The 13,291-nt window shown below is 44.7% G+C and carries 13 protein-coding genes and 2 pseudogenes; 13 read left to right on the top strand and 2 right to left on the bottom strand.

Annotated features, from left to right (window positions below; genetic code table 11):
* Positions 1–10 precede the first annotated feature (10 nt).
* From AOT11_RS15375 to AOT11_RS15320, 13 genes and pseudogenes are all read left to right on the top strand, one after another.
* Positions 11–184: a cbb3-type cytochrome oxidase subunit 3 gene (locus AOT11_RS15375; RefSeq protein ID WP_011080464.1), complete on the top strand. Its 174-nt coding sequence runs from the start codon at positions 11–13 to the stop codon at positions 182–184.
* Positions 184–1,161 (top strand): cytochrome-c oxidase, cbb3-type subunit III, encoded by a 978-nt coding sequence (gene ccoP, locus AOT11_RS15370; RefSeq protein WP_017422059.1) that lies wholly within the window; start codon positions 184–186, stop codon positions 1,159–1,161. The genes AOT11_RS15375 and ccoP overlap by 1 nt, the downstream gene beginning before the upstream one ends.
* Positions 1,162–1,247: 86 nt before the next feature.
* Positions 1,248–1,724: a FixH family protein gene (locus AOT11_RS15365; RefSeq protein WP_017422058.1), complete on the top strand. Its 477-nt coding sequence runs from the start codon at positions 1,248–1,250 to the stop codon at positions 1,722–1,724.
* A 4-nt stretch (positions 1,725–1,728) separates the two neighbouring features.
* Positions 1,729–4,098, top strand: a complete 2,370-nt coding sequence (locus AOT11_RS15360) for a heavy metal translocating P-type ATPase (RefSeq protein WP_017422057.1) — start codon at positions 1,729–1,731, stop codon at positions 4,096–4,098.
* A gap of 3 nt (positions 4,099–4,101) precedes the next feature.
* A complete protein-coding gene (ccoS, locus tag AOT11_RS15355; protein WP_011080460.1) occupies positions 4,102–4,272 on the top strand; it encodes a cbb3-type cytochrome oxidase assembly protein CcoS in 171 nt (56 codons plus the stop codon).
* Positions 4,272–4,949 (top strand): sulfite exporter TauE/SafE family protein, encoded by a 678-nt coding sequence (locus AOT11_RS15350; protein ID WP_017422056.1) that lies wholly within the window; start codon positions 4,272–4,274, stop codon positions 4,947–4,949. Before ccoS ends, AOT11_RS15350 begins: the two co-directional genes overlap by 1 nt.
* Positions 4,950–5,035: 86 nt before the next feature.
* Positions 5,036–5,782 (top strand): FNR family transcription factor, encoded by a 747-nt coding sequence (locus AOT11_RS15345; RefSeq protein ID WP_011080458.1) that lies wholly within the window; start codon positions 5,036–5,038, stop codon positions 5,780–5,782.
* A gap of 131 nt (positions 5,783–5,913) precedes the next feature.
* Positions 5,914–6,669: pseudogene (gene uspE / locus AOT11_RS15340) on the top strand (universal stress protein UspE); the annotation flags it as partial.
* Positions 6,665–6,901, top strand: a pseudogene (locus AOT11_RS23675) (TOBE domain-containing protein); the annotation flags it as partial. The pseudogenes uspE and AOT11_RS23675, both read left to right, overlap by 5 nt.
* A complete protein-coding gene (potB, locus tag AOT11_RS15335; RefSeq protein WP_011080451.1) occupies positions 6,885–7,742 on the top strand; it encodes a spermidine/putrescine ABC transporter permease PotB in 858 nt (285 codons plus the stop codon). The pseudogene AOT11_RS23675 and the gene potB, both read left to right, overlap by 17 nt.
* The gene (gene potC / locus AOT11_RS15330) at positions 7,742–8,512 is read left to right on the top strand and encodes a spermidine/putrescine ABC transporter permease PotC (RefSeq protein WP_011150281.1); all 771 of its coding nucleotides are present in this window, start codon (positions 7,742–7,744) and stop codon (positions 8,510–8,512) included. The genes potB and potC overlap by 1 nt, the downstream gene beginning before the upstream one ends.
* A 103-nt stretch (positions 8,513–8,615) precedes the next feature.
* Positions 8,616–9,647 carry an extracellular solute-binding protein gene (locus tag AOT11_RS15325; RefSeq protein ID WP_011080449.1) on the top strand — a complete coding sequence of 344 codons (1,032 nt, stop codon included), beginning with the start codon at positions 8,616–8,618 and terminating at the stop codon, positions 9,645–9,647.
* A gap of 161 nt (positions 9,648–9,808) precedes the next feature.
* Positions 9,809–10,846, top strand: coding sequence for an extracellular solute-binding protein (locus AOT11_RS15320; RefSeq protein WP_026050684.1), 1,038 nt, complete (start codon positions 9,809–9,811; stop codon positions 10,844–10,846).
* Positions 10,847–10,908: 62 nt separating this feature from the next.
* Here AOT11_RS15320 and cobB read toward each other — a convergent pair whose 3' ends face one another.
* The gene (gene cobB / locus AOT11_RS15315) at positions 10,909–11,646 is read right to left on the bottom strand and encodes a Sir2 family NAD+-dependent deacetylase (RefSeq protein WP_011150284.1); all 738 of its coding nucleotides are present in this window, start codon (positions 11,644–11,646) and stop codon (positions 10,909–10,911) included.
* Positions 11,647–11,820: 174 nt separating this feature from the next.
* Entirely contained in the window at positions 11,821–13,041 is a 1,221-nt protein-coding gene (locus tag AOT11_RS15310; protein ID WP_017422053.1) for an ammonium transporter, read from the bottom strand.
* Positions 13,042–13,291 lie beyond the last annotated feature (250 nt).

The raw sequence follows: 13,291 nt of genomic DNA, 5'->3' as shown, positions 1-13,291 counted from the left end.
GGGGCATATTATGGATTTCGGTACAATTCACAGTATTTATACCGTTGTACTTTTCGTTAGTTTTATTGGCATTGTTGCTTGGGCATACAGCAAAAAGCGTAAAGCGAGTTTTGATGAGGCCGCCAACCTTGTTTTTGCTGATGAAGAGAAATCTAGCCCAACTAAACAAGGAGTGACGAAGTAATGACTACATTCTGGAGTCTCTGGATTATCGTGATTACTGTCGGTACGCTTGTTGGCTGTGCTGTACTTCTTTACTGGTGCGCTAAAGATAAAATGGGCGTAGAAGAAGGTGCAGATATGGGCCACGAGTACGACGGTATTCGCGAGCTAAATAACCCACTGCCAAAATGGTGGACTTACTTGTTCGTAGGTACATTTATTTTTGCAGCGGTTTACCTAACCCTGTTCCCAGGTTTGGGTAACTTTAAAGGTGTTTTGGGTTGGCAAAGTTCTGCTCAGACAGTTCGAACGGTTGAAGAGTCTAAGCAAGCCATCGCCAACGCTCAATCAAATAAACAACTGAACCAATACGCAAAAGAGTTGGATGATGCTGATGCATACTTTGGTGAAGCATTCCGTCGCTTAGCGTTTGATGACAACGGCTTACGCCCTATTCCGGCTATTGCAGGTGATGATGAGGCGTTAAAGGTAGGTCAACGCCTATTCTTACAAAACTGTTCTCAGTGTCATGGTTCCGATGCACGCGGTCAGAAAGGTTTTCCTAACCTTACAGACACTGCTTGGTTGTACGGTGGTGAACCTCAAGCTATCGTAACGACAATCATGCATGGTCGTATTGGCCAAATGCCAGCATGGAAAGATGCACTTGGTGAGCAAGGCGTAGAAGAAGTTGTGAGCTACGTTTTGAGTTTGTCTGGTCGTAAAGTGAATGCACGAGAAGCCGAAGCGGGTAAAGCTCGTTTCGTCGTCTGTGCAGCGTGTCATGGTACTGATGGTAAAGGTAACCCAGCAGTGGGTGCTCCTGATCTAACAGACAAAGATTGGTTGTTTGGTGATTCTCGTGCAGACATTACTGAAACCGTTATGAACGGACGTTCTGGTGTCATGCCAGCCTGGAAAGACATTCTAGGCGAGGACAAAGTTCAGCTTGTTTCAGCTTATGTTTGGAGCCTAAGCAACGGCGAAAATAATAAGTAACATTTCAATAACAGCCCCTTTTTAAGGGGCTGTCTTTCCTTTAAATTAAAGCCCTTATCTTTCATTTAGTTGTTGAGAACTTTTTTATGGTAAAGCCTTGGTATAAACAGTTTTGGCCGTGGTTTCTGATCATTTTGCCACTGACAGTGGTAGTGTGGACGATCGTGACAGTGGTGATTTTTTCACAAAACTCAGTCTCTCTTGTCGCTGAGGATTACTATAAAAAAGGTAAAGGGATCAATATCGACATTAGTAAACTGAATATCGCGAAAGAACTGGGTTTGAATGCCACCGTTTCTTCAGATGACAATGTCATTATTATCGAGTTCAGCAAAGGTGATCTTCCTCATTTTCCTGCGTTAACCGCGACATTTACACATCGCACTCTACCCGACCGAGATTTCACGCAATTGTTTACGGCGGATGCCAAAGGTGTCTATCGCTTATCGCTGGATCATAAAATGGAAGGGCCTTGGTTTATTGAGCTTCAACCACATGACCAAAAGTGGTTAGTTCAAGGCCGCGTTACTTTCCCTTCTTCGGCAACTGTTTTGATGAACTAAGACTATGACACAATCCTGTTATCACTGTGGTGAAGATGTACCGGTCAACACGGATTTTAAAGTTGAAATCTTAGGTGAAAGTCGCGAAATGTGTTGCCCAGGTTGTGAGACCGTGGCACAAACAATCGTGGATAACGGCCTCGTTTCTTATTACCAATATCGAACCGCACCAGCAGAAAAAGTGGAGTTGGTGCCTGAGCAACTCAAGGCCCTCATTCATTACGACAACGAGGAAGTTCAAGCCGAGTTTGTGCGCAGCAACGACAATTATTGTGAAGTGATGCTTTCTTTAGAAGGCGTTTCTTGTGCAGCATGCGCGTGGCTAATTGAGAGACAAGTGAATGGTCAAACGGGTGTGGTGTCAATAAAGGTAAATACCACCACGAATCGAGCTCTTCTCTCTTGGGATAAATCCAAAACAAAACTGAGCGAGCTTCTTTCTGGCATTCATTCTCTAGGTTACAAAGCCGCCCCTTTTGAAGCGGACAAACAAGAGGCCTCATATCATGCGACGATGAAGCAGTATCTTTATCGACTCGGCATAGCGGGACTGGCGACAATGCAAGTGATGATGCTGGCCGTTGCATTGTATTTGGAAGTCTTTGGCGATCTTGAACCAGAGTTTAAAAATTACTTTCGTTGGGTGAGTTTGATTTTTGCAACACCAGTGTTGCTTTACTCTGCCCTACCATTTTATCTAAATGCTTGGCGCAGTATTAAAGGAAGAACCTTGGGGATGGATGTGCCTGTCTCCATTGCCTTGATTTTTGCATATTGTGCGAGCTTAGTGGCAACCGTCACAGAACAAGGGGAAGTGTTTTTTGAGTCCATCTCAATGTTCACTTTTTTCTTGTTAGTTGGGCGCTTTTTAGAAATGCGAGCTCGTCGAAAAGCGGCGGCCGCAAGTGGCAATTTGCTTAAACTGATCCCTGCCATCGCCACAACGTTGGATGGCAAGCAAGTTCCGGTTAAGAGCTTGAAAATTGGTGACCAAGTCCGAGTTTTACCAGGTGAGCATATACCCGCCGATGGTTTTGTTGTTGAAGGACGAATCCACATTGACGAATCAATGCTAACCGGAGAATCGGTGCATGTCGTCAAGCGCGCTGGTGACGCTGTTTTTGCTGGGACCCTCAATGGCGATGAGTCGTTTGTTTTGCAGGTTACGAGTTCGAAAGCGGATTCGGTAATTTCCAATATCGTTCGGCTTCAAGATGAAGCGCAGCACTCTAAGCCCAAAATTGCCGAAGTGGCAGACGTAGTGGCGCGTTATTTTGTCGGTGCTATTTTGCTTATTTCCGCAGCCACTTGGTTCTATTGGCACCAAACAAAACCTGAAGATGCATTCTGGATTATGCTCTCTGTTCTTGTGGCGACATGCCCATGCGCGCTTTCTCTTGCAACACCAACGGCACTAACGTGTGCCACATCTCGAATGGGCAATTTTGGTATCCTGTTGCGAAAAGGACATGTATTTGAAACCTTGTGTAAAGTTAACCACTTAGTGATCGATAAAACAGGCACGCTGACCAAAGGCGACATTGAAGTCGAAGATACAAAAACCTTCGATGAGTTCAATAAAGGAACGTGTCTTGCGTTAGCAGCTAGCTTAGAAAGCCATGCCAATCACCCTATTGCCCGTGCTTTCAAACCTTATTTTGATACAGATTTCCAGGTTAGCGATGTGGTCAACATCATTGGCTCAGGCATTTCTGGAACTTGGGATAATAAGGCGATAAACATTGGCAGCGCGGCGTTCGTTCTAGGTAGAGTCGCATTAGAAAAAAATGCGGTCTATATGTCCATTGATGGTAAGCATGTGGCAACATTCTATTACCATGATCCAATTCGGAAAGAGAGCCATGAGCTCATTGAAAAGTTTGCCCAAGCAGGTATCAAAACCACTTTGTTAACGGGTGATTCGGCCGCCAATGCTGAGGGCGTCGCAAAGGCCGTTGGAATTGAGCACGTTATCGCGTCAGCGAAACCGGAGGATAAACTGGCGTATCTCAAAGGATTGGAAGAGAACGATATCACAATGATGGTTGGGGATGGCATCAATGATGCTCCAACACTAGCTGGCGCGCATTTATCTGTAGCAATGGGCAGTGGTACAGATGTCGCTAAGGCATCTGCTGATATGACGCTGCTTGGGGATCGTTTAGATAAGCTCCTAGAGGCTCGTGAGTTGGCGTTAAGAACTCGACGAATCATAAAGGAAAATCTCGCTTGGTCATTGGGTTATAACCTATTGATTCTACCTTTGGCAGTCGCTGGTTTGGTTGCACCTTATATTGCGGTTGTAGGAATGTCTGCTAGCTCTATAATAGTGGTCTCCAATTCCTTAAGACTGCTCAAAGAGCGTGGAAAGTAAACAATGGAAAGTTTGTATCTTCTTATCCCAATTGCAATCGTGTTGGTCTGTGTTGCTGTAGCGATATTTCTTTGGGCGGTAAAAAGCGAGCAGTTTGAAGATCTCGAAAGGCAAGGCAGTAACATTTTGTTCGACGAAGAGCATGTCAAGCCGACGGAAAAAGAGAAATCTTGATGGCACCAGATATTATTGGAGCCTTTATGATCGGCCTTGCCGGGGCCGGTCATTGCATTGGAATGTGCGGCGGTATCGCTTCTCTACTTAATCTAGGACAGCAACAAGCTTCTCCTATTCGCAACACCCTTCTTTATAATCTTGGACGCCTCACTAGCTATGCATTGTTTGGTGCATTGATTGGTGGAGCTGTCTCATCATTAGCTGAGCTCAGTGGCTTAAATCAGTCGTTGGCTTGGCTAAGGTTGATGGCTGCATTTTTCATGATTCTTGTTGCTCTGTATATCTCCAAGATATGGAATGCACTCTTGTTCGTCGAAAAGGCTGGGCAATCTATCTGGCGATGGATCAAACCAATCACCGCTCGCCTCCTTCCTATTCAGCATCCCTTACAAGCATTCCCTTATGGCTTTGTTTGGGGATGGTTACCATGTGGTTTAGTCTATTCTGCACTGACGTGGTCAGCGGTATCTGGTAGTTATTACAATGGTGCGCTTATCATGCTGGCTTTTGGGTTTGGCACTCTGCCCGCTATGTTACTTGTTGGCGTCGGTGCGCGATTTATTGCACAGCTTCAGACATCGTTAACATTTCGACATATCACTGCGTTAATGCTCATTATCTATGGTCTTTACACCGCTTACGACGCAGTAAAATTGTTACACTTGATCAACTAACCTGAAGATGACGCACTTTTTTTTACTATCCTTTAGTATTAACCAGTGCTAAAATATTGACGTATATCAAATAGTGAAAGGTTGTTATGATTTCTGAAAAACCTGCGACAAAGCGCATCCAATCAGGTGGTTGTGCGATTCATTGTCAAGATTGTAGTATCAGCCAACTGTGTATTCCGTTTACATTAAACGAAGCTGAATTGGATCAACTCGATCAAATTATCGAACGTAAAAAGCCGATCCAAAAAGGCCAAGAGTTATTCAAAGCCGGTGATGATCTAAAATCTCTTTACGCAATTCGTTCTGGTACGATTAAAAGCTACACAATTACCGAGCAGGGTGATGAGCAGATTACGGCTTTCCACTTAGCCGGAGATTTAGTTGGTTTTGATGCAATTACAGGTGATAGCCACCCTAGTTTTGCTCAGGCACTAGAAACTTCAATGGTTTGTGAGATTCCTTACGAAATTCTTGACGACCTTTCAGGAAAAATGCCTAAGCTTCGTCAACAAATCATGCGCCTGATGAGTAATGAAATCAAAGGTGACCAAGAAATGATTTTGTTACTTTCGAAGAAGAATGCAGAAGAGCGTTTAGCCGCATTTTTGTACAATCTATCTACCCGTTTCTCGCAACGTGGCTTTAGTCCGCGTGAGTTTCGTTTGACCATGACTCGTGGTGATATTGGTAATTACCTAGGTCTTACTGTCGAAACGATCAGCCGCCTTCTAGGCCGTTTCCAGAAGTCAGAGATTCTTAGTGTAAAAGGTAAGTACATTACGATTCTTGATCATGATGCGCTAATGGAACTTGCTGGCGTATCAAAAGAGTAAATCTCTACTGCGACGTAGCTCAACCCTGAGCTACGTCATATTTTTCTTCATTATCTTCCTAATGTCCTAATATTTCTCTCTTTTCTACGCTAAAGTATTCATATGGTTCTACAACATAAGTGGGCTGAGATATGAGTATTTACAGTAAAATCCTCGTTGTTGCAGACATCAATAAAGATGAGCAACCTGCGTTAGCAAGAGCAGTTCAACTTGCTAGGAAGAGCGTTTCAAAAAGTCACATAACCTTCTTTCTATCGATTTATGATTTCTCGTACGACATGACATCAATGTTATCCATTGATGAGCGTGACGCGATGAGACGGGGTGTGATTTACCAACGTGAGCAGTGGTTGAAGAAAATTGCAGAACCCTATCTCGATGACTCCGTAGAATTCGAAATCAAAGTGATTTGGCATAATCGTCCGTATGAAGCAATCATTGCAGAGGTCTTTGCCAGTGGCCACGACATTTTGATTAAAGGAACTCGTAAACACGACGTTCTTGAGTCGGTTATCTTTACACCTACGGATTGGCATCTATTACGCAAGTGCCCTATCCCTGTGTTGCTGATCAAAAATGCGGATTGGCCAGAGCATGCCAATATCCTTGCTTCAGTCCACGTCGGTTCTGAAAACGAAACTCACCTTGAGTTGAACAATAGTATGGTTGAACGGCTAAAAGAGATCACGAATCGTTTAGATGCAGAAGCGTATCTTGTCAATGCGTACCCAGTGACGCCAGCCAATATCACGATAGAGCTGCCCGAGTTTGATCCGACGACCTATACAGATGCCGTTCGTGGGCATCATCTTACAGCCATGAAAGCGCTGAGACAGCAGCATGGTATTGATGAAGAACACACTATTGTAGAACAAGGCTTACCAGATTGAAGAGATCAAAGAATCCGAAGAGAAAGGTATTGTCGGTCACGTTACCGAGCGTACTTACAAAGGGATGACTCTTGATTCTGTTATTGAAACGGAATCTGGCATGCGTGTAATGGTGAGCGAGTTCTTTAACGAAGATGATCCTGATGTGGACCACTCTTTGGGCCAAAAAGTCGCCATTACTTGGGTTGAAAGCTGGGAAGTGGTGCTAAGCGATGAGCAAGAAATTTAGTCTTCAAAACGCCATTATCACGCTGATTGTCGGTTGGTTGGTTCTTTTTGTTCTTATTCCAAACCTGATGATCATTGGCACCAGTTTTCTAACGCGTGATGAAGCCAACCTCATTGAAATGACGTTTACATTGGATAACTACGCGCGTTTGCTCGATCCTTTGTACGTGAAAGTGTTGCTGCACTCCTTCTACATGGCGATTGTTGCAACCCTTATCTGTTTGGTTGTGGGCTACCCATTTGCTTACATTGTGGCGAAGATGCCACACAAATGGCGTCCATTTATGCTGTTTTTGGTGATTGTGCCTTTCTGGACCAACTCACTGATCCGTACCTATGGCCTAAAAATCGTGTTGGGTACACAAGGTATTCTCAATAAAGCGCTATTGAGCATTGGTCTTATTGATACCCCGATGCGCATTATGTTTACCGAAACCGCGGTGATGATTGGTTTGGTGTACATTTTGCTGCCGTTCATGATTTTGCCGTTGTACTCAGCCATTGAAAAGCTGGACGACACGTATATCGAAGCGGCAAAAGATTTAGGTGCAAACAAGTTCCAGACGCTAACAAAGGTCATTCTGCCATTAACAATGCCTGGCATTATCGGCGGTTGTTTGTTGGTTCTCCTCCCTGCTCTAGGCATGTTCTACATTTCTGACTTGCTTGGCGGTGCGAAAAACTTGCTGATTGGTAACGTCATTAAGAGCCAGGTGCTCAATGCACGCGATTGGCCGTTTGGGGCTGCGACCAGTATCGCGCTGACCATCGCAATGGCGATTATGCTTTATGCCTACTATCGTGCAGGTAAATTGTTGAATAAGAAAGTGGAGCTGGACTAATGGGACGTACAGTTAGATTTAGCTTTATGACGTTGGTTTATGCGTTTTTGTATTTACCAATCATCGTATTGATCGCCAACTCGTTTAACGAAAACAAGTTCGGTATGAAATGGGGCGGATTCACTACCAAGTGGTATCACGCGCTAGTGAATAACGACAGCTTGATGCAAGCTGCATGGCACTCGTTTAACGTTGCGATTTTTTCAGCAACTGCGGCCACGATTATTGGCAGTTTGACGGCGGTTGCCCTATTCCGCTACCAGTTCAAAGGCAAAAGCGCAGTAAACGGTATGTTATTTGTCGTCATGATGTCTCCGGATATTGTAATGGCTATTTCGCTATTGGCGCTGTTTCTTGTGCTGGGCGCTCAATTGGGTTTCTTTACTCTTTTGGTTGCGCACATCACCTTCTGTTTGCCATTTGTTGTGGTCACAGTTTATAGCCGCTTAAACGGTTTTGATGTGAAAATGCTCGAAGCAGCAAAAGACCTTGGTGCAAGCGAATGGGTGATTCTAAAGCAAATTATTCTGCCACTGGCGAAACCGGCTGTTGCAGCTGGTTGGTTGCTGAGTTTTACCCTATCTTTAGATGACGTTATCATCAGTTCGTTTGTGACGGGCCCAACTTACGAGATTCTACCGCTGAAAATCTACTCAATGGTTAAAGTGGGTATCTCTCCAGAAGTCAACGCATTGGCTACTGTGATGCTGGTTGTTTCACTCGTATTGGTGATTACCTCGCAAATCCTTGCGAGAGAGAAAGTTAAATAAACCGCCTTCTGGTTGTGTTTAAACGCGAAGCAGAATGGTGATTCACCATTCTGTTTTTTTATCGAAATGCCTTCGGGCAACGTTTGGTTTGGAGCTAACGTAAATGAAAAAATGGGCTACTTTATTAGCTGGTAGTGCATGTGCGCTTTCACTGTTTTCTGGTTCGGTTGCAGCGGAAGATAAAGAATTGGTATTTATGAACTGGGGTCCTTACATCAACAGTAATATCCTAGAGCAATTTACTAAAGAAACAGGTATCAAGGTGATTTACTCGACTTACGAGTCAAACGAAACCTTGTACGCCAAGTTGAAAACGCACAACCAAGGCTATGATCTGGTAGTACCTTCTACCTACTTCGTATCTAAGATGCGTGATGAAGGTATGTTGCAGAAGATTGATAAATCGAAGCTAACAAACTTCAAAAACTTAGATAAGAACTATCTAGATAAACCTTACGATCCAAACAACGACTACTCTATCCCACACGTTGTTGCGATCACTGGTCTTGCTGTGAATACCGATATGTACGACCCAAATGACTTCCAAAGCTGGGCAGACCTATGGAAACCTGAGCTTAAAGGCCAAGTCATGTTGATGGACGACACTCGTGAAGTGTTCCATATCGCACTACGCAAACTGGGTTACTCGGGTAACACCACTGACGAAAAACAAATCGATGAAGCCTACGCAGAACTGCAAAAGCTAATGCCAAACGTGTTGGTATTCAACTCTGACAACCCAGGCGCACCATACATGTCTGGCGAAGTTGGCGTTGGCATGCTTTGGAACGGCAGTGCGGCGGCAGCGCAAAAAGAAGGCTTACCTCTAACGCTTGTTTTCCCTAAAGAAGGCGGCATTGGTTGGGTAGATAACTTTGCAATTAGTTCGGGTGCGAAAAACGTGGATGCGGCGCACAAGATGATCGATTTCCTACTTCGTCCAGAAATTGCAGAGCAAATCTCTAACGACACGGGTTACTTGACCGCTGTTGCTGAGTCAAACGCGAAATTCAAAGATGTGGCGCCACTGTTCCCGTCGCAAGAAGATCTTGATCGCGTAGAGTGGCAAGACGCCGTTGGCGACAAAACTGTGAAGTACGAAGACTACTTTATGAAGCTTAAAGCTGGTCAATAATCAGCACAATTGCTTCATTACTCATCATATAGGCAGCGGAAAGCTGCCTATTTTTTTACTTAGCTGATATAATCCGAGGCTGTTTTTTCTGGCGATACCTCATCGTCAGTTTTTATATAACCACCTGCCCTTTAGGGCACGCTGATATGAGCGGAACAGTAATGAAAAAAGCACTGTATACCGGCGCATTGTGTGCTGCTACTTTATTTTCAACTTCTTCATTTGCAGCAGATCAAGAACTGTATTTCTACAACTGGTCTGAGTATATCCCAAGTGAAGTGTTAGAAGATTTCACTAAAGAAACGGGTATCAAAGTCATCTATTCAACCTACGAGTCTAACGAGAGCATGTACGCAAAGTTAAAGACTCAAGGCAGTGGCTATGATCTGGTCGTTCCTTCTACTTATTTTGTCTCTAAGATGCGTAAAGAAGGAATGCTACAAAAAGTGGATAAAACCAAGCTGTCTCACTTTGCTGAACTGGACGCGAACTATCTAGACAAGCCATTTGACCCAGGTAATGACTACTCTATTCCATACATTTGGGGTGCGACAGGCATTGGTATCAACGTTGACATGCTGGACAAGAGCTCAGTAAAAAACTGGGGAGATCTTTGGGATACTCAGTGGGCTGGTCAATTGATGTTGATGGATGATGCACGTGAAGTGTTCCACATCGCGCTTGCAAAGCTTGGTTACTCGCCAAACACAACCAATCCTGACGAGATCAAAGCGGCGTATGAAGAGCTGAAAAAACTGATCCCGAATGTGTTGGTGTTCAACTCAGATTTCCCTGCTAATCCCTATCTAGCGGGTGAGGTTTCACTGGGTATGCTTTGGAATGGCTCCGCGTACATGGCCCGTCAAGAAGGTGCAAAAATTGACATCATCTGGCCTGAGAAAGGCGCAATTTTCTGGATGGATAGCTTAGCCATTCCAGCGGGTGCGAAAAATACTGAAGCCGCACACAAGATGATCGACTTCCTTCTACGCCCAGAAAATGCGGCGAAAATTGCGATGGAAATTGGTTATCCAACCCCTGTGAAAACCGCTTACAAACTGCTTCCTAAAGAGTTTGCGGAAGACAAAAACATCTTTCCTCCACAATCTGTGATGGATAACGGCGTGTGGCAAGACGAAGTCGGTGAAGCCAGTGTGCTTTACGATGAGTACTTCCAAAAACTCAAAGTAAATAACTAATTTTATTGGTTAAAAAGAAAAAGCGGCTGTGGCCGCTTTTTTGATCCTTCTTTCAACGATCATTATGCGTTTTCAACGTTACTCTCTAAATGCGCAAGCAGCTCCTCGACCAACTTAGGCACTTCAACACTCGCCTTACCGTAGCGCTTTTCCACAAACTCACTTTCGATCGCACTGGGTTCAAGGTTAATTTCAATCGTGTGTGCGCCGTGCATTTTAGCGTCATGGACAAACCCGGCGGCCGGATAAACCACCCCGGAAGTGCCAATTGAGATAAACAAGTCTGCGGTTTCTAACGCTGAGTATATCTCCCCCATTCTCAGAGGCATTTCACCAAACCAAACAACATGAGGACGCATCTGCGATGGCATCTGGCAACAATGACAAAGATCCCCTGTCAGAATATCCCCCGTTTCCTCAATCACTTGGTTTGAGACACTGCAGCGAGATTTGAGCAACTCACCATGCATATGAATAATATTCTTGTTACCACCACGTTCGTGCAAATTATCGATGTTCTGGGTCACGATCGTTACCTGACCGTCGAGCTCCGCTTCGAGTCGGCCAAGTGCAAGGTGTGCGGCATTGGGTTCTATATTGGGGTCTTGCAGTTTTTTACGACGTTGATTGTAGAAATCTTGGACTAAATCGGGATCTCTGGCGAAACCTTCCGGTGTTGCGACATCTTCAATACGATGGTTTTCCCACAGTCCATCTTGTGCTCGAAAGGTTTGAATACCTGACTCTGCGGAAATTCCAGCTCCGGTCAATACGACGATATTTCGATATGGGAAGTTCATAACCTATCCTTGTAGTTCTTTTTCCACAGCTTACCACTGAACGAAAAACAACAGTAGTTATGAGGATTAGACCATAGTCTTAAATATTCGGAGTAAGATACGGTTTTGAGAGATAAGGCAAAAATGAAGAGAAAAGAGCGACGCAATGCCGCCGCCCTTATAAGAAGTTTGATTCTACTCAGCGTTAACGGAAGAGATCTTATGAATCGCTAAGTCTGCGCCATTAAACTCATCTTCTTGAGAGAGTCGCAAACCGCTGAGGCGGTTAATCGCACCATAGACAATGCCAGCGCCAATCAGAGCAACCAAAATGCCCAAAAGCGTCCCCAAGAGCTGAACGGTGAAACTGACGCCCCCTAGCCCACCGAGTGAGGATTGACCAAAGATGCCCGCAGCAATCCCGCCCCAAGCGCCACAGACACCATGAAGTGGCCAAACACCCAACACATCATCAATTTTGGTTTTGTTTTGCAAGTAGGTAAACAAGTAAACAAACACAACACCGGCGACCGAACCCGTCACCAGAGCACCAAGAGGATGCATGAGATCCGAACCAGCACAGACTGCGACCAAACCTGCGAGAGGTCCGTTGTGAATAAAGCCTGGGTCATTTTTGCCAGCAATGAGCGCGGCGACAATCCCGCCAGCCATCGCCATCAGCGAGTTCATTGCAACCAAACCACTGATGCCATTCAGTGTTTGTGCAGACATCACGTTAAATCCAAACCAACCGACACAAAGGATCCACGCTCCTAAGGCGAGAAAAGGAATATTTGAAGGGGCGAAGTTGGTGTGTTTGCCAGCTCGAACGCGTCCTCGGCGCATGCCTAAGAAAATCACCGCAACCAGTGCAATCCATCCACCGACACCATGTACAACCACGGATCCAGCGAAATCATGGAACCCAACACCAAAAGTGGTTTCAAACCAAGCTTGAACACCGAAGTTTCCGTTCCAAATAATGCCTTCAAACAGAGGATAGATAAGCCCTACTGTGAAGAATGTCGCGATCAAAACGGGATAAAAACGCGCGCGCTCGGCAATGCCGCCGGAAACAATGGCAGGAATGGCTGCGGCAAAGGTCAGCAAGAAAAAGAACTTCACCAACTCATAGCCGTTACCTTGCGCTAATGTTTCTGCATCGGCAAAAAAATGAGCCCCATAGGCGACCCAATAGCCGATAAAGAAGTACGCTAAAGTTGAAATGCCAAAATCCGCTAAGATTTTAACCAGGGCATTGACTTGGTTTTTATGTCTCACCGTTCCGACTTCTAAGAAAGCGAATCCGGCGTGCATAAGGAACACCATGATAGCGCCAAGCAATAAAAATAAGGTGTCTGAACTTTGTGTCAGGGTTTGAACAGCTCCGTGAACCTGACTGGCAGTATCGCTCATTATTCGATCTCTCCGTTATTTTTGTAGTGCACTTATCCTGTGCATCAGTAAAGTTTTATATCACCACGTTGGTGAGAAAATACGTCGAATGTGAGATAGAGCAAGGAGCATTCCAACAATTATCAATTTAATAAATAATTTCTATCCAATTGAATATACTTAATTTATTTCACTAATTAAGCGATTTAGGACTCGGAATGGAGTTTGAATTGAGGTCAATATGCACTTTATTAGTTCAGTTGCACCAAAA

The sequence above is a fragment of the Vibrio vulnificus NBRC 15645 = ATCC 27562 genome (genome assembly GCF_002224265.1).
Taxonomy (GTDB): domain Bacteria; phylum Pseudomonadota; class Gammaproteobacteria; order Enterobacterales; family Vibrionaceae; genus Vibrio; species Vibrio vulnificus.
Note: the sequence above shows the minus strand (reverse complement) of the source record. Positions and strands in the feature narration are given on the sequence as shown.